This window comes from Sphingomonas sp. PL-96 (genome assembly GCF_020707215.1).
Lineage (GTDB): Bacteria > Pseudomonadota > Alphaproteobacteria > Sphingomonadales > Sphingomonadaceae > Sphingomonas.
Genome location: NZ_JAJFET010000004.1, coordinates 229,247 through 246,277, shown reverse-complemented (window position 1 = coordinate 246,277; position 17,031 = coordinate 229,247). Strand labels below are relative to the sequence as shown.

General features: G+C 66.4%; 10 protein-coding genes. 9 read left to right on the top strand and 1 reads right to left on the bottom strand.

What is annotated here, in order from left to right; all coding sequences use genetic code 11:
• Positions 1-34 precede the first annotated feature (34 nt).
• The 9 genes from LK533_RS10295 (at position 35) to LK533_RS10255 (ending at position 14,893) form a co-directional block, all read left to right on the top strand.
• Entirely contained in the window at positions 35-211 is a 177-nt protein-coding gene (locus tag LK533_RS10295; protein WP_229362738.1) for a hypothetical protein, read from the top strand.
• Positions 212-387: 176 nt separating this feature from the next.
• Positions 388-855 carry a (2Fe-2S)-binding protein gene (locus LK533_RS10290; protein WP_229362737.1) on the top strand — a complete coding sequence of 156 codons (468 nt, stop codon included), beginning with the start codon at positions 388-390 and terminating at the stop codon, positions 853-855.
• Positions 855-3,194 (top strand): xanthine dehydrogenase family protein molybdopterin-binding subunit, encoded by a 2,340-nt coding sequence (locus LK533_RS10285; protein ID WP_229362736.1) that lies wholly within the window; start codon positions 855-857, stop codon positions 3,192-3,194. Before LK533_RS10290 ends, LK533_RS10285 begins: the two co-directional genes overlap by 1 nt.
• Positions 3,191-4,513 carry a c-type cytochrome gene (locus LK533_RS10280; RefSeq protein ID WP_229362735.1) on the top strand — a complete coding sequence of 441 codons (1,323 nt, stop codon included), beginning with the start codon at positions 3,191-3,193 and terminating at the stop codon, positions 4,511-4,513. The genes LK533_RS10285 and LK533_RS10280 overlap by 4 nt, the downstream gene beginning before the upstream one ends.
• Before the next feature lie 650 nt (positions 4,514-5,163).
• The gene (locus LK533_RS10275; protein ID WP_229362734.1) at positions 5,164-8,094 is read left to right on the top strand and encodes a TonB-dependent receptor domain-containing protein; all 2,931 of its coding nucleotides are present in this window, start codon (positions 5,164-5,166) and stop codon (positions 8,092-8,094) included.
• 92 nt (positions 8,095-8,186) lie between these two features.
• A complete protein-coding gene (locus LK533_RS10270; RefSeq protein WP_229362733.1) occupies positions 8,187-10,973 on the top strand; it encodes a M14 family metallopeptidase in 2,787 nt (928 codons plus the stop codon).
• Positions 10,974-11,028: 55 nt separating this feature from the next.
• Positions 11,029-12,477, top strand: a complete 1,449-nt coding sequence (locus LK533_RS10265) for a M20/M25/M40 family metallo-hydrolase (protein ID WP_324255284.1) — start codon at positions 11,029-11,031, stop codon at positions 12,475-12,477.
• Positions 12,478-12,531: 54 nt separating this feature from the next.
• The gene (locus LK533_RS10260; protein ID WP_229362732.1) at positions 12,532-13,755 is read left to right on the top strand and encodes a threonine synthase; all 1,224 of its coding nucleotides are present in this window, start codon (positions 12,532-12,534) and stop codon (positions 13,753-13,755) included.
• A 211-nt stretch (positions 13,756-13,966) separates the two neighbouring features.
• Positions 13,967-14,893: a crotonase/enoyl-CoA hydratase family protein gene (locus LK533_RS10255; RefSeq protein ID WP_229362730.1), complete on the top strand. Its 927-nt coding sequence runs from the start codon at positions 13,967-13,969 to the stop codon at positions 14,891-14,893.
• 12 nt (positions 14,894-14,905) lie between these two features.
• Here LK533_RS10255 and LK533_RS10250 read toward each other — a convergent pair whose 3' ends face one another.
• On the bottom strand, positions 14,906-16,867 hold the full coding sequence (locus LK533_RS10250; protein ID WP_229362728.1) for a putative bifunctional diguanylate cyclase/phosphodiesterase: 1,962 nt from the start codon (positions 16,865-16,867) through the stop codon (positions 14,906-14,908).
• Positions 16,868-17,031 lie beyond the last annotated feature (164 nt).

The following is a 17,031-nucleotide window of genomic DNA, read 5'->3' as shown; positions in this document are numbered from 1 at the left end:
GGCGGAGTGGCAGATCAACTGGTGCGTCGAGCGCATGGGTGCGCGCTATGCGGGGCTGCTCGCGCATGTCATAGCCTTCCGTGCGATCGTCGTCCGATCGAGCGCCCGCTTCAAGCTCGGGCAGGACGAGAGCGACACTTCGTTCGGGGAAATCCTTTCGGCTCTGGGAGACAATGCCCTTGCGCGCGCCATGCGCACGCAACGCGACTGAGGCACTTTTCCTTGCTGCCAGGAGGGGGGGCAAAGCGCAACCTTTGGAGAGCGCCTCGCGTTAGACTGACCGCATCCGCGCGTGCGAGCCGCCAAGGGCGGGCCGTGAGTGATACCGGTTGTAGGATGTGGTTGGCGGCCGTACAGCCTTGATAAAGCGGGATTATAGAGGTGCGCGTGACGACGATCCTGATCAATGGCGAGGCACGCGAAGTCGACGTGCCGCCCGACATGCCGCTTTTGTGGGTGCTGCGCGACGTGGTCGGCCTGACCGGCACCAAGTTCGGCTGCGGCATCGCCCAATGCGGCGCCTGCACCGTGCATGTCGATGGCAAGCCGGCGCGCAGCTGCGTGCTGCCGGTCTCTGCCGTAGGCAATCGCAACGTCACCACCGTGGAGGCGGTCGGCGGAACCGAGATCGGTCGCAAGGTGCAGGAAGCGTGGCTGGACGTTGAGGTCGTCCAGTGCGGCTATTGCCAGTCGGGCCAGATCATGTCGGCAGCGGCCCTGCTGGGACGCAATCCTGCGCCGGACGATGCCGCGATCGACGCGGCCATGTCGGGCAACATCTGCCGCTGCGCCACCTATCCCCGCATCCGCGCCGCTATCAAGCGCGCGGCGGGCCTCCCGGCGGAGACGGTCTGATGCACGGGCCGATCGGCCGGCCAGCCTATGGCGTGCTGCAACCCGAAGACCTGAGCGTCGCCTCGCGCCGTCGGTTCCTGAAGGCCGGGACCTTCATGTTCGGCTTTGCGGTGCTGGCGCGCGCGGGCAAGGCTGCCGCGCAGAGCCAGGGCGAGGAGCCGTCGCTGCGCGCGATCACGCCGGGTGGCCCGGAAAGCGGCGCGGCCTTCAACGGCTTTGCGCCGGGCGGCTTCATCCGCATTCCGTCCGAGGGCAAGATCACCTTCATCATCCCGTCCACCGAGATGGGCCAAGGGATCTACACGGGCGAGGCGATGCTGCTGTCGGAGGAGCTGGAAGTCACCCTCGACCAGGTCGAGGTAGTGCCCGCGCCGCCGAATGAGCTGCTCTACAGCCAGCCGATCCTCAAGAGCCAGGCGACCGGCGGATCCACCTCCACCCGTGGGGCCTGGGGGCCGCTGCGCCAGGCGGGCGCGGCTGCGCGCACCATGCTGATCGCCGCCGCGGCGCAGCGCTGGAACGTCGCGCCCGACACATGCTTTGCCGACCAGGGCCGCGTCTATTGCCGGGCGAACGGCCAGTCGCTGCCCTATGGCGCGCTGGTGCAGGCGGTGCGAAGCCAGCCGGTGCCCAAGGACGTGCCGCTCAAGAAGCCCGGCCAGTTCAAGCTGATCGGCCGCTCGCTGCAGCGGGTAGACACGCCGTCCAAGGTCAATGGCACCGCGGTGTTCGGCATCGACGTGAAGGTGCCGGAGATGAAGATCGCCGCCATCGAGATCTGCCCGGCGCAAGGCGGGCGGCTCCGGTCGATGGAGGACCGCGGCGCGCGCAACGTGCCGGGCGTGGTTGACGTGTTGCGCATCGACAATGCGGTGGCCGTGGTTGCCGACCACTTCTGGGCGGCGAAGAAGGGGCTGGAGCAGCTCGATCTGCGCTGGGACTTCGCCGGGCACGAGAAAGTGTCGACGGAGCGGATCTTTGCCGACCTGAAGCACGCTTCCGAAAACGGCAAGCCGATCCTGGGGCGCGAGCTGGGCGACGCCGACAAGGCGATGGACGATGCGCACAGCCGGGTGGAGGCGGTGTACGAGCTGCCGTTCCTGGCGCACGCCACCATGGAGCCGATGAACACCACGGTGCATGTCCGCCCCGACGGCTGCGACATCTGGGTGGGCACGCAGGCGCCCACCGCGGTGCAGGGCGCCGCCGCCAAGACGCTGGGCATCCCGCCCGAGCAGGTGATGGTGCACAACCACCTGATCGGCGGGGGCTTCGGCCGGCGGCTGGTTGCCGAAAGCGTGGTGCAGGCGGTGCAGTTCGCCCGCCAGGTTCCCTATCCGTTGAAGGTCATCCAGACGCGCGAGCAGGACATCCGCCACGACCTGTTCCGCCCGGCCTATTACGACCGCATCGCCGCCGGCTTGGGGCCGAACGGCCTGCCGGTGGTGCTGACCGACCGGATCACGGGCGGGTCGGTGCTGGGCAGCTATTTGCCGACCGGCCTTCCGGACGGAACCCTCGACACCGACGCAGTCGAAGGCGCGGATCGGACGCCCTATTCGATCCCGGCGGTGCGGGTGGACTGGGTCCGGCGCGATCCCCCGATCAAGGTCAACTGGTGGCGCGGCGTGGGCCCCGCCCACAACGTCTATGTGGTCGAGAGCTTCCTGGACGAATGCGCGCATTCGGTCGGTCGAGACCCGGTCGATTACCGGCGGGCGATGCTGAAGGACAATCCGCGCTCGCGCCGGGTGTTGGACATCGCGGCGCGCCGTGCCGGCTGGGGCACGCCGCTTCCGCCGCGCACGGGTCGCGGGGTGTCGCTGCACGACAGCTTCGGCAGCCATCTGGCGCTGGTGTGCGAGGTGCATGTGACGCCCGCGGGCGAAGTGCAGCTGCGGCGGCTGGTGGCGGCGATCGACTGCGGCCAGACGGTGAACCCCAACAGCGTCCAGGCCCAGATCGAGGGCGGGGTGTTGTTCGGCATGTCGGCGGCGCTCTACAATGCGGTGACCATCCAGGAAGGACAGGTCGAGCAGAGCAATTTCAACGACTATCGCCAGCTGCGCATCAACGAGACGCCGCCCATCGAGGTGCACATCGTCCAGAGCACCGAGGATCCGGGCGGCGTGGGCGAGGCGGGGACCGTCTCTGCCGCCCCCGCGCTCGCCAACGCGATCTTTGCGGCGACCGGCGTGCGGCTGCGGCGGCTGCCGATCGATTATGGGGCATTGATGGAGAAAGACGCAGGCAAGCGCGTGATCGCCCCGCCGGCGTTGGCGCTCGGCCTGGGCGCGGCCGCGCTCGCCTGGAGTGGTGACAAGGGAGCGGAGGCATGAAGGGCTCTCGCTTGAAGCGCTTCGGCCTGATCGCGCTGATCGTCGCCAGTCTCCTGCTGGTCGCGGCGATCGCCTTTTTCGCGTGGCCCGCAAAGCTGGAGGCGGTGGCACCGAGCCCCGGCCAGCCGACCGGCCGCGCGCTGGTCGAAAAGGGCCGCTATCTCGCGACCGCTGCCGACTGCGTCGCCTGCCACTCGACCCCGAACGGCGAGCCCTTTGCCGGCGGCCTCGCGTTCAAGCTGCCGTTCGGCACGATCTATTCGTCCAACATCACGCCCGATCCGAAGAACGGCATCGGCGCGTGGAGCGATGCGGAGTTCGTGCGCGCGGTGAGGCATGGCGTACGCAACGACGGGCAGCAGCTGTATCCGGCGTTTCCGTATACCGCCTATACCCACATGAGCACCGACGACGTGCTCGCGATCCGCGCGTATCTCAACACGCTGCGGCCGGTGAACCAGGCGGTGGCAGTCAACCAGCTCTCCTTCCCGTTCAACCAGCGCTATCTGATGCGGGCGTGGAAGCTGCTGTTCATGCCCAAACAGCCGCTCCGGCCGGACCCGAACCAGTCGGCGGAATGGAACCGGGGCGCCTATCTGGTCGAGGGCGCGGGCCATTGTGCGGAGTGCCATACGCCGCGCAACCTGCTGTTCGGCCTGAAGAGCGGGCAGAAGTTCGCGGGTGCCACGACCCAGGGGTGGAAGGCGTACAACCTCACCAGCGATCCGGAGACCGGCATCGGGGACTGGTCGGTGGACGAGCTCACGCGCTACCTGGCGACCGGGCATACGCCGGGCCGCGGGGCGGCGGCCGGATCGATGGGTGAGGCGGTGAGCCTGAGCCTCAGCCGCCTGACCCCGCAGGACCTGCGCGCGATGGCGGTGTATCTGAAGACCATTCCCGCCAAGCCCGGCACACCGGGATCGAAGATCAATCCCAACCCGCCGCTCATGACCGCCTCCACTGCGTTCGCACCCGTGCGAGCGGAAGTCGGCCCGGACGCGATGGGGCTGCGGATCTTCGAGGGCGCGTGCGCCAGCTGCCATGGCTGGGACGGCTCCGGACTGCACAGCCCCTATGGCGCGCTGCGCGGTGCCCAGACGGTGAACGATCCCGAGGCGACCAACCTGGTGCAGGTCATTCTGCACGGGTCGGAGATCTCCACGCCCCAGGGCGGAGCGTCGATGCCCTCGTTCGGCCGCGCCTACAACGACGCGGAGATCGCGGCAGTGGCGAATTATGTGCTCGGCCACTTCGGCGGCAAGGCGGCTACGGTGACGCCGGAGCGCGTCGCCAAGGCGCGGCGCGAAGGCGAATAGCTTCGAAGCCCTGCGGGTGGGGCGGATGGATGCCCCGCCCGCACACGTCCGCTGGCCCGTCTCGCTACTTCAACTCCTCGCCGGAAGTGATCCGGCGGGTAGCGCTGATGTACGTGTGCGTCCCGTTGCCGCCGCCGAACGTTGAAGGCCTGCTGTCGAGACGAGGACGACACGAAAGGAGATGCCGCCTCGCGCCGAAACAACTCGGCCAGCATGAGCGCCCAGTTCCCGCGAGGAGCGCAGCGAGCGCATGTTTCGATCCAGCAGTCGCTGTAGCAGGATCTTCGGAAAGCGGCTGGCTACCGGCTAAGCAATGCGCTCGAGCTGGTGAGCGCGAGCAGTCGTGGTGGTCTTGGCTGAACCATCCGGTCAACGGCCTGCTTCACAGCCCGACATAGACAGCATTTAGACGCCCGACGGTTTTCTATCTCCCAAACCCGCCGCAGCCGGGTTGACCGAAGCGCGGCTCCGAATACCCTAGCAGGTAAGTAGGTATTAGGGGGATAAGGATGAGCGGGTCCAGACGGGCAAGTTATGCAGTGACGTCACTCTCGGTCGGGGAGGCTCACAAGAGGGCGTCGGCAAGCTATGTGAATCACGTTCTCGCCTCCCGCGGGACGTTTCGATGTCCGCCAGCTATTCGCCAGACGGTGAGCTGGGCCGCCTTGGTCACGGGGTTGCTGATCTCCACGGCGCCCGACGCATATGCCCAGGACGCAGCCCCGGTCATCACCTCGCCGGAAACAGCGCCTGAACTTTCCGCTCCGCCAACCGGATCCGGAGACATCGTGGTCACCGGCTCCCGCATCAGCCGCAATGGCTACGATACGCCCACGCCCGTAACGGTGATCAGCACGCAGGAACTGCAGGCGAACTCGCCTGCCAATCTCGCCGACTTCGTCAACCAGCTTCCGTCTGTCGCGGGCAGCATCACGCCCGCCAACAGCAATCGGTCGCTTGCCAGTGGTGCGGCCGGTCTCAACACGGTGAACCTGCGCGGCCTGGGAAGCAATCGCACGCTGGTGCTGCTTGACGGCCGTCGGTCAGTCGCTTCGGCGACGGACGGTACGGTCGACATCAACACCATTCCACAGGGGCTGGTGAAGAGCGTCGAGATCGTCACGGGCGGTGCCTCCGCTGCCTATGGCTCCGACGCGGTGGCGGGCGTCGTCAACTATATCCTCGACAAGGAGTATACCGGCATCAAGGGCGACCTGAGCTACGGCCAGACGACCTATGGCGACGACGACAATTATCGTGCGACCCTGACCGCCGGCACGCCGTTTGCAGGTGGCCGCGGGCATCTGCTGGTCAGCGGGACCTATCTCCAGCGGGAGGGCGTTCGGGGCGTACCCAGGCGCTGGGCGGAAAAGGGCATGTATATGACCCAGAACCCCGCCTATGTCCCGGGGAACGGGCAGCCCCAGTATATGCCGTCCACGCAGGCGGGCCTGAACAGTGTTACCGGCGGCGGCATCGTCGTGAGCGGTCCGGCGCGCGGCGTGTATTTCGGCCAGGGCGGCACGATCAACCGCTACGACTATGGCGACAACTACAACCCGGCCGGCAACGGGGAGTGGACGATCGGCGGCGACTGGCGCGAAAGCCAGCATATCGATGGTACGTCGCTGCAACCGGGCGAGCGCCTGCGGAGCGTGTACGGGCGGCTGAGCTACGAGATCAGCGATGCCGTCGAGGTGTTCGCAGAGGCCTCCTATAACCGCACGCGCGGCCTGAACTGGGGAGGGCGCCAGACCGACCGGGGCAATATCACGATCCGGGGCGACAACGCGTTCATTCCCGCAGCCTTGCTCGCCCAATATCCAAGCCTCGCAAGCACCGGACTGACTCTCGGCTCGTTCAACGCGGACTATCCCACGCGACAGAGCGACAACACCCGCGAAGTGCAGCGCTACCTGATCGGTGCCGAGGGTCATTTCAATCTGTTCGACACGAACTGGAAGTGGGACGGCTATTATCAGCACGGTGTCACCGAAAACCGTATCGAGCTGACTTCCCCCAACCGCACGAAGCTGGCGTACGCACGGGACGCGGTCTGGAACGCGGATCATACGGCGATCGTCTGCCGGGTGACGCAGACCGGCAGCACCGACCCGCTCGCCCAGGGATGCGTGCCGTTCAACAGCTTCGGCATCGGCGTGAACTCGGCGGATGCCGTGAACTATATCATGGGCAATCCTTGGACCAGGACGCGGTTCCAGCAGGACGTTGCCGCGTTGAACGTCAGCACGGATATCGACAATCCCTGGCTGAAGCCGATCGGGCTGGCCTTTGGTGTCGAGCATCGCCGCGAGGAAACCTCCGCATATACGCCCGAGTTCGCGCAAAGCGGGTGGTACAGTGGCAACTTCCCGACCAACGAACAGGTGGCGGGTCACTATGACGTCACCGAGGGCTATATCGAGACGCTCATCTCGCTGCCCTTCAAGCTCGACTTCAACGGCGCCGCCCGCCTGACGAGCTACAGCCAGGCAGGGGAGGTCGTGACGTGGAAGGCGGGCTTCACCTGGAGCCCCATCAGCGACCTGCGCCTGCGGGCCGTGCGGTCCCGCGACATTCGCGCGCCGAACCTTTCCGAGCTGTTCCAGTCTGGCGGCGGCAACACCAACTCGCTGCTCAACCCCTGGACCGGCAACTCGGCGCGATACCGGGGTGTGCCGCAGGGCAACCTCAACCTTCGGCCCGAAAAGGCGGATACCTGGGACGTTGGCCTGGTGTACCAGCCTTCGTTCCTGCCCGGCTTCGGCCTGTCGGTCGACTATTACGATATCCGGATCAAGGGCGCGATCGGTTCGCTGAGCGCGCAGCAGATCGTCGACCGCTGCTTTGAGGGCAATGAGGATCTCTGCCGCCAGATCGCATTGGCAACCCAGAGCAACGTGGCGGCACCGACCTATGCCTATGGCGATGGCTGGGACCGTACGACCGGCCCGGGCGCCATTTCAGACCTCGGCGACATCTGGGTCTACACGTCCAACTTCAACTATGTTCAAGAGCGCAGCCGCGGCGTCGACGTGGAGGCCAGCTACCAGACACCGCTGGACCGTATTTCGGAAGGGCTGCCCGGCACGCTGTCGCTGCGCGCGCTGGCTACCCGGAACATCGATCGCCGGGCCGACAACGGAACGCAGCCGCCGACCAACGTCGTCGGTCAGAACAGCGGCGCACTTCCGAAGTGGAAGTTCCGGGTCACGGCCAATTACAGCATCGACGACCTTACGGTTCAGCTGACCGGACGCGGCTTCAGTTCGGGCGTCTACAGCAACGCCTACATCGAATGTGACAGCGACTGCCCGGCCTCCACCGCCTTGAACCGGACGATCTCCGACAACCATCTGCCGGGTGCCTTCTATGTGGACGCCTATATCTCCCAGAAGGTGAAGATCGCCGCCGCGAATACGGAGTTCTTCCTCCAGGTGGGGAACCTCTTCAATCGCGATCCGGCGCTGGTGGGCAGCGGTCCGTCGGACACGTCGAGCCCCGATCCCGGCACGAACCGGTCGCTCTACGACTTTCTGGGCCGGACGTTCCGGCTGGGCCTGCGGTTCGATCTGGGCTGACGATCCGCATGGGCATGAACCGGATTCCACGAGACGTGCTGCGCGGCATGCGCACTGCAGGCCATCGTTATGGCCTTCGAAAGGGGAAAGAAATGCGCGGTCTTCTTCTTGCCACGACCATCTTGGCAATCGTCGCAGCCGGGCCTGCACAGGCCCAGCTCGCGCCTCCGACAACGGCGCAGATCACCGATCCCAAGGACGTGATCGGAGGCGTGCCGGGATCGGATTACTTCCTGGCCAACTACACCAGCATCACGGCGTGGCTGCAAAAGGTCGCCGCAGAGAGCGACCGCATCAAGCTGGTGTCGATCGGCAAGACGACGGAAGGCCGTGAGCAGTGGATGGTGGTCGTTTCCTCACCGGAGAACATCCGCAACCTCGACCAGCATCGGGACGTGGCGCGCAGGCTCGCGCTGGCGAAGGGACTGTCCGACGAGTCCGCGCGCGCGCTGGCCCGGCAGGGCAAGGCGATGGTGTGGATCGATGCGGGCGTCCATGCGACCGAGACGGTCAACGGCCAGGCCCATATCCAGATCATCCACGACCTGCTGACCGGCAACGACCCGGAAACCCTGCGCCTCCTCAACGACGACATCGCGCTGTTCGTCTTCGCCAATCCCGACGGGCTGGAGCTTGTCGCGAACTGGTACATGCGCCCCACCGACATCAAGGCGCGCAAGGTCGATACGATCCCCGTCCTCTATCACCACTACGTCGGTCACGACGACAACCGCGACAGTTTCGCCGTCACCCAGGCAGAGACGACGAACATCAACAAGGCGATGTTCCGGGACTGGTTTCCCCAGCTCGCCTACAATCAGCATCAGACCGGACCGGAAGGAACCGTCGTCTTCATCCCACCGTTCCGGGACCCGCTGAACTACAACAACGAACCGTTGGTCATCAACATGACCAACGGGCTGGCCTATGCGATGCATGGCCGGCTGCTTGCCGAAGGAAAGCCCGGTTCGGTGATGCGGTCGGGCGCACCCTATTCGACCTGGTTCAACGGCAATCTCCGCACGATCGCCAACTTCCACAATGTGCCCGGCATCCTGACCGAGATCATCGGCAGCCCCACGCCGATGGAAATCCCGCTGGTGCCCAAGCACCAGATCGCACGGGAAGACCTGGCGGCGCCGATCGCGCCGCAGCCGTGGCATTTCCAGCAATCGATCGACTATGTCCGCTCGCTCGACCGGGCCATGCTCGACTATGCCTCGCGTAATCGCGAGACGGTGCTCTACAACCGCTACATCATGGGGCGCGACCAGATCGCGAACGGCAGCCGCGACAGCTGGATCGTGACGCCCAAGCGGATCGAGGCGCTGGAAGCAGCGGCAAAGCAAGAGGCTGCTCCGGGGGATACGAGGCTTGCCGAAGGGGCGGGCGGCGAGGACAGCGCAACAGTTCCCAGCAAGCTCTTCGACACCGTCCTGCACGACCCCGCCAAGCGCATGCCGCGGGCTTATGTGCTGCCGGCGGACGCGCAGCGGGACATGCCGACGACGGTCGCATTCCTCAACACGCTCATCAAGAACGGCGTCGAGGTGCAGCAGGCGAACGCGGCGTTCGCCGTCGGCAGCGCAACCTATCCGGCGGGCTCGTACATCGTCCGCGCGGACCAGGCGTTCCGCCCGCACATCCTCGACATGTTCGAGCCGCAGGACCACCCGCATGACTTCGCCTATCCCGGCGGACCGCCGGTTCGGCCCTATGACATCACGGGCTACACGCTTGCCTTGCAGATGGGGGTGAAGTTCGACCGGCTGCTCGACACGGCCCCGCCGGAGATGCCTGCGGTGCCGGACCTGATCGCCTCGCCGCCCGCTGGCCATGTGATCGGCACTGGCAACGCCGGCTATGTGGTGTCCCATGCCACCAACAACAGCTTCCGCCTCACCAACCGCCTGCTGAAAGCCAAGGCGCCGGTCTCATGGATTTCCGCTCCCGTGACCGTGGAAGGGCGTACGCTGCCGCCTGGTACGTTGTGGATCCCGGCATCGGCCAGGTCGAAGGCGATCGTGGAAGCGGCCGTCGCCTCGCTGGGCATCGACGCCTATAAGGTAGCGGCAAAGCCAGAGGGAGCGAGCGTCGCCCTGCGGCCGGTGCGGATCGGGCTGGTGGACGTCTATGGCGGCTCGATGGCTTCCGGCTGGACGCGCTGGATCTTCGAGCAGTTCGAATTCCCGTACAAGCGCGTCTATCCCCAGGAACTCGATCGCGGGAACCTGAAGGGCAAGTATGACGTGCTGGTCTTCCAGAGCGACGTGTTCGGACGGGAGGGCGGCCGTCGGCGCAAGCTGCCGGATGCCAAGGACATCCCCGCCGAGTTTCGCCCGATGCTCGGCCAACTGACGGACGAAAAGACCGTCCCGCAACTTGCGAGCTTCGCCAGGGCGGGTGGTACGGTGATCGCCGTCGGCAATGCGACCACCCTTGGTGCAAAGCTCGGTCTGGGCGTGACCAACCAGCTGGCGGAGCAAAAGGACGGCAAGTCCGTGCCGCTGCCGAGCAGCAAATTCTATGTTCCCGGATCGATCCTGTCGGCGCAGTTCGACCCGTCCAACCCCATCGCCTATGGCATGCCAGCGACGGCGGACGTGTTCTACTACAACAACCCCACCTATGCGCTGGCGCAAGGGGACGCCAACCTGCGGCGGGTGGCCTGGTTCGCGAGCGACGATCCGCTGCGGTCGGGCTGGGCCTGGGGGCAGAAGACGCTGAACGGCACGACCGCGATCGTGGACGCGACGCTGGGAAAGGGGCACGTATATCTGCTGGGGCCGGAAGTAACCCAGCGCGCGCAGCCCTATTCCACCTTCAAGCTGCTCTTTAACAGTGTCCTCTATGGCCCCACTCAGACGGCAGCGAAGTAAGGATCGTTTCGAGAAGAGGATGCGCCCGCAGATGGCGCATCCCGTCCACCCGCGTTTGAACAGGAAGCATGACTGGATGAAGTGCATCTCGCTCAGGATCATGGTCACGGCTGCGATGGCGTTCCAGCCGCTGGCAGCGGCGGCACAGGAAACCGCGTCTCGGCCCGACCGGGCAGCCTTCCTCGACCTGTACAAGGAACTGGTCGAGACCAACACGACATCGTCGGTCGGCGACTGCACCAAGGCGGCCGGCCAGATCGCCGCGCGGCTGCGCAGTGCAGGGTTCGCCGACCGCGACCTGACGCTCTACGTTCCGCCCGACCGGCCTCGCGACGGCGGCCTTGTGGTGACCTGGCCGGGATCGAACGCGAAAGCGCCGGCCATGCTGCTGCTCGCGCATATCGACGTCGTCGAGGCCAAGCGCGAGGACTGGGTCCGCGAGCCGTTCAAGCTGATCGAGGAGGGCGGCTATTTCTATGCGCGCGGCGCCAGCGACGACAAGGCGCAGGCCGCCATCTTCTCGGACACGCTGATCCGCTGGAAGCAGAAGGGCGTTCAGCCGCGCCGTACCGTGAAGCTGGCCCTGACCTGTGGAGAGGAAGGCACCAACGAGCGCGTGCTCAACGGCGCCGGCTGGCTGGTGGACAACCGGCCCGAGCTCATGAAGGCCGGCTTCGCCTTCAATGAGGGCGGTGGCGGGCGGACCGCGCCGGGCGGCGGGCCGGACACGCTGGGCGTCCAGGTGGCGCAAAAGTCGCCGCGCAACTTCGTTCTGGAGGTCACCAATCCCGGAGGGCACAGTTCCCAGCCGCGGCCGGACAACGCGATCTACCGCCTGGCTGCGGCGCTCACCAAGCTGAGCACGCTGCAGTTTCCACTGCACCTGAACCCCGTTTCGCAGGCGTTTCTGGCCCAGGCCGGCGCGCTGCGGAAGGATGAATTCGGGGCAGCGATGGTCCGGCTTGCCAAGGACCCCGGCGATGCGGCGGCCGCCGGCATCGTCACCAGCGACCTCAGCCTGAATGCGATCCTGCGCACCACTTGCGTCGCGACGCTGGCGCAGGCCGGCCATGCCGCCAACGCCCTGCCGCAGCGCGCCACCGCCGGCATCAACTGCCGGATCGCCCCGGGCGAAACCGCGGACCAAACCAGGGCAGCCATCGAGAAGGCCATCGCCGATCCCGAGGTGAAGGTGCTGCGCAGCGCCATCCAGGAACGGCCCGTCGCGGAAGCGGCGCCGCTGGATCCGGCGATCCTGAAGCCGATCGCGACCATCGGCGCCAAGCACTTTCCCGGCGTGCCGGTCATCCCGACGCAATCGACCGGGGCGACGGACGCGACCTATCTGAGCAAGCTCGGTATCCCGACCTACGGTATCCCCGGGCTCTGGAACGATCCCGCCACGGCCGGGACGCATGGGCTGAACGAGCGCATCTCAGCCGACGCACTGTATCGCGGACGCGACTATATCTACGATCTGGTCACGTATTTCGCCCTGCATTGAGCGGACGGCGACGTCCGCGCGTAACAGCTACCGCATCTTCTCGAGGCCGATTGCATGAACCTGAATCTCGTCACCGACCGCCCGACCTTTGTCACGCACCTGGAATGCTCGATCTCGGGCGGGCTGTACGATGCCGACACGCTGCAAGGCTTGTCGCGTGCCGGGCGGCCGCTGCTGGTCCGCTATGATCTGGACGCGGTGAAGGCGAACCTGTCGCGCGAAACGTTGGAGGCGCGGCCGAGCGACCTGTGGCGCTGGCGCGAGTTGCTGCCGGTCCGGGGCACCGAGAACATCGTCAGCCTGGGCGAGATCGAAACGCCGCTGATCCCGATCGCGCGGAGCGGCGGCGCCAACGTCCTCGTCAAGGACGAGGGACGGCTGCCGACCGGCAGCTTCAAGGCGCGCGGGCTGGTGATGGCGGTCGCCATGGCGAAGGAGCTGGGCGTCACGCGGATCGCCATGCCGACGAACGGCAATGCGGGCGCGGCGCTGGCGGCCTATGCAAGCCGGTGCGGCATCGAGACGATCGTGTTCTGCCCGGAAGACACGCCCGAAGTGAACGTGCGCGAGATCGCGATGCAGGGCGCGCGCGTGTGGCGCGTGAACGGCCTCATCGACGATTGCGGCGCGATCGTCGCCAAGGGTGCGGCAGAAGGCCGCTGGTTCGACTTTTCGACGCTGAAGGAGCCGTACCGGATCGAGGGCAAGAAGACGATGGGGCTTGAGCTGGCCGCCCAGCTCGGCTGGCGGTTGCCCGATGCGATCTTCTATCCGACCGGAGGCGGCACCGGACTAATCGGTATGTGGAAGGCCTTTGACGAGCTGGAGAAGCTTGGCTGGGTCGGCCCGGAGCGCCCGCGGATGTATGCGGTGCAGGCGAGCGGCTGTGCGCCCATCGTGCGCGCGTTCGAGGCGGGCGAGGAACATGCGGAGCGCTGGGAGGGTGCCCATACCGTCGCGGCGGGGATCCGCGTACCCCGGGCGGTCGGCGACTTCCTGATCCTGCGCGCGGTTCGCGAGAGCGGCGGCAAGGCGTTGAGCGTGGACGATCCTGCGATCCTGCAGGCGGTCGAGGATTGCGCGAAGCAGGACGGGCTGCTGCTCTGCCCCGAGGGTGGGGCGACCCTGGCCGCCTATCGGGAAGCGCTGCGGACCGGCGAAGTCGATGGCGACGAGCAGGTCGTGCTCTTCAACTGCGCGACGGGATTGAAATACCCGATGCCCGAAGCGCCGCACACGCTGGATCGGCACGCCACGATCGACTTTGACGCGCTTTAGTTCGGCGCCGATCAGACGGTCCTGCTTGCTCCGCCGCCCTGGCGGAGTGGCAGATGGCGCGGCGGACGGAAGGGCGGCACGTTGATGCTGCCCGTCTCCGTCTTCACGCCAGGGGCGATACGGTGAATACCTAATACAGCATCCCGCATCCGGACCGTCCCCGACCTATCCTCCGCAGGCAGCATGGTGCTGCATGTGATGAGGAAAGCAAATGAAAGTCGATCATCAATCTGTCGCACTCGACCACCGCAGCGAGGGCGTGGAAGCGGAAATGCCGTTATCCGGGGCAAGCAGTGGCAAGCGGCCGCTGTTCCAGTTCAATCAGCTGGAGGCCCGCTACGATTCCAATCTCGAGACGCTGTGGACCTATATGCGCCCCCGCACCCGGCCCAGCTTCAATCCGGACCTGCTGCGGGAATTTTCGCAGTGGCAGGACGACATCACCCAGGCCTGCACGGCGGAGGCGGTGCCGATCCACTATCTGGTGCTGGGGTCGCGTTTTCCGGGCGTGTTCTCGCTCGGGGGCGACCTCGACCTCTTTTCCCACCACATCCGGGCCGGCGATCGTGATGCGCTGGCGGGATATGGACGTGCCTGTGTGCGGATCCTCCATCGCAACATGCTGGGGCTCGACCTGCCGATCGTGACGATCGGGCTGGTCGAGGGCGACGCGCTGGGCGGCGGGTTCGAGGCGCTGCTCTCGTTCAACGTCGTGATCGCGGAGCGCGGCACGACCTTCGGCCTGCCCGAAACGCTGTTCGGGCTGTTCCCCGGCATGGGCGCGCATTGCTTCCTGTCGCGCCGCCTGGGTGCCGCACGCGCGGAGCAGATGATCCTGAGCGGCCGGACCTACCACGCGGAGGAGCTGTATGACCTTGGCCTCGTCCATGCCCTAGCCGAGCGTGGGGAGGGGCGTCGCGCGGTGGAGGACTATATCCGCCACAACCGACGCCGCCACAGCGCGCATTGCGCGATCTATGAGGCGTCGCGCGCGATCAACCCGCTGCCGCTTTCCGAGCTGGAAGCGGTGGTCGAACTTTGGGCGGACGCCGCGTTGCGGCTGACCGAGGGCGACCTGAAGCGGATGCGTCGCTTGATCGGGGCGCAGACGCGGCTGCTCGACAAGGCGCTCGACTGATCGCGGAGCGCCCTAACCGCCGGGGTTAGCTCCGGCTGAGCCGTCGGCGAACATGGCCTCCACCATGTTCGCCGGCATCGGCCGCGCGAGCAGAAAGCCCTGTACCGAATCGCACCGGGTGCGGCGCAGCTGGGCCAGCTGCGCCTCGGTCTCCACCCCCTCGGCCACGGTCCGCATCCCCAGCTTGGCGGCAAGGTCGACCACCGTCTGCACGATCGCGATCGACGCCGGGCTATGGTCCAGGTCGGCGATGAAGGAGCGGTCGATCTTGAGCGTCTGGAAGGGGAAGCGCGTCAGATAGCTGAGCGAGGAATAGCCGGTGCCAAAATCGTCCAACGTGGTGCACACGCCGATCCGGTTCAGCGCCTGCAGCGCCGCCAGCGATGTGTCGACATCCTCCAGCAGGACCGACTCGGTAACCTCCAGCTGCAGCCGCTCGGGCGCGAGGCCGCTGCTGCGGAGCGCGTCCAGGACCACGGCAGGCAGGTCGGTTGAGCGCAGCTGGATGGGCGAGAGGTTGACGGCAACGGGGACGCCGGCGGGCCAGCCGCCTGCCGCGCGGCACGCCTGATCCAGAACCCAGCTGCCGATCTCGACGATCTGGCCGCTGTCCTCCGCGATCGGGATGAACTCGGCTGGAGAGACGGGTCCGAACCGCCGGTTGGTCCAGCGCAGCAGTGCCTCGAACGACGTAACTCGCTCGTCGGCAAGGCGGAAGATCGGCTGGAACATCAGGTGGAGTTCGTCGCGCTCCAAGGCGCCGTGCAATTCCGCGGCAAGCTGGCGTCGGCGTTCGATCTTTTCGTCCATTTCCGGCTCGTAGAAAGAGAATTGGCCGCGGCCGCTTTCCTTAGCCCGATAGAGCGCGAGGTCCGCATTGCGCAGCAGCGTGTCGGCGTCGCCGCCGTTTTCCGGCGCAATCGCCACGCCTACGGAGGCGCTGGTCCGCAGCGTGTGCCCGTCATAGGAAACGGGTTGCTTCACCAGCTCCAGGATCGTGTCCCCGATCGCGACCGCGTCCTGCCTGTGGCCGATGGCGCAGACGATGGCGAATTCGTCGCCGCCCAGTCGCGCCACCACGCTGCCGTCGTCGAACTGGTCCTTCAGGCGCTGGGCCACGGCGGCAAGCAACGCATTGCCCGCCAGATGCCCGAACGAATCGTTCACTTCCTTGAAGTGATCGAGGTCCAGCCACTGGAGGGCGAGCTTGCCGTTGTTTGCCGCGAGGTCGCGCAGCCGCGCCTCGAACTGCTCGCGGAATGCGGTGCGGTTGGCAACGCCGGTCAGGTCGTCGCGCCGCGCCATCGCCGCATTGTGTTCGGCAAGCGCGGCCTTTTCGTTCGACGCCAGCGTCGCCCTCAGGATCGCGGCATAGGTCTGGAGCGTGATGTCCATCATCGCCACCACGAACAACAGGATGACCACCGCCAGGACCGCCTTCAACGGCTCGCCCGCGATCAGCAGCCCGGCGGCGAGCGGCAGCGACGCGCAGCACAGCTGCGACAGCGCGATCCACGGCCGCCCGGCATTGCGCCCGGCAATGCCCGCTGCATAGCCGATGGCGGTCGTCACGGACAGCAGCTGCAGGACGCCATCGTCGGTGCGGGTGAGCGTGAGCAGGCCGAACAGGCCCAGCAACCCGGAAAAGCTCAGCGCGCCTAGCCGGTAGAGCAGTTCATGCCGCCCCGCCGACCCGGGACCCTTCGCGCCCTCCGCCAGCTCCTGCCGATATAATCGTGTCGCATCGATGATGCGGATCAGGCCGACCACGCCGATCAGGATCGCGCAAGTGATCAGCCAGCGGTCCCCACTCGCAGCCGATACTACCGCTGCGATCGCGCTGCTCGTCAATGCGCCCAGGATGAGCGACTGCGGAGAGGCATAAAGAGACTTCACCAGCACCGCACGGACCTGCGCCGTGATCCGGTGATCGGAATGTCGCAGGTTTTTCAGCCGAACAATCAAACGCGCCATCGGCCCCCCATGAACGGGAACTCTCTACTTTCTCTAAAGGCGCATGCGGGAGCGGTGCTTTTTCAGAGGCTTGGTCGAACGGCCCGGGGCCCGTGGCGCTGGAAACGCGCATAGGGGAGCAATCCCGTGGCACCATTCGCGCGCCCGGATGTTTGTCCCTCCGA

Excerpts from the sequence above, each read along its gene's own strand:
- LK533_RS10295 (WP_229362738.1), top strand. The coding sequence starts at position 35 with ATGGGTGCGCGCTATGCGGGGCTGCTCGCGCATGTCATAGCCTTCCGT.
- LK533_RS10285 (WP_229362736.1), top strand. The coding sequence starts at position 855 with ATGCACGGGCCGATCGGCCGGCCAGCCTATGGCGTGCTGCAACCCGAA.
- LK533_RS10280 (WP_229362735.1), top strand. The coding sequence starts at position 3,191 with ATGAAGGGCTCTCGCTTGAAGCGCTTCGGCCTGATCGCGCTGATCGTC.
- LK533_RS10270 (WP_229362733.1), top strand. The coding sequence starts at position 8,187 with ATGCGCGGTCTTCTTCTTGCCACGACCATCTTGGCAATCGTCGCAGCC.
- LK533_RS10260 (WP_229362732.1), top strand. The coding sequence starts at position 12,532 with ATGAACCTGAATCTCGTCACCGACCGCCCGACCTTTGTCACGCACCTG.
- LK533_RS10255 (WP_229362730.1), top strand. The coding sequence starts at position 13,967 with ATGAAAGTCGATCATCAATCTGTCGCACTCGACCACCGCAGCGAGGGC.
- LK533_RS10250 (WP_229362728.1), bottom strand. The coding sequence starts at position 16,867 with ATGGCGCGTTTGATTGTTCGGCTGAAAAACCTGCGACATTCCGATCAC.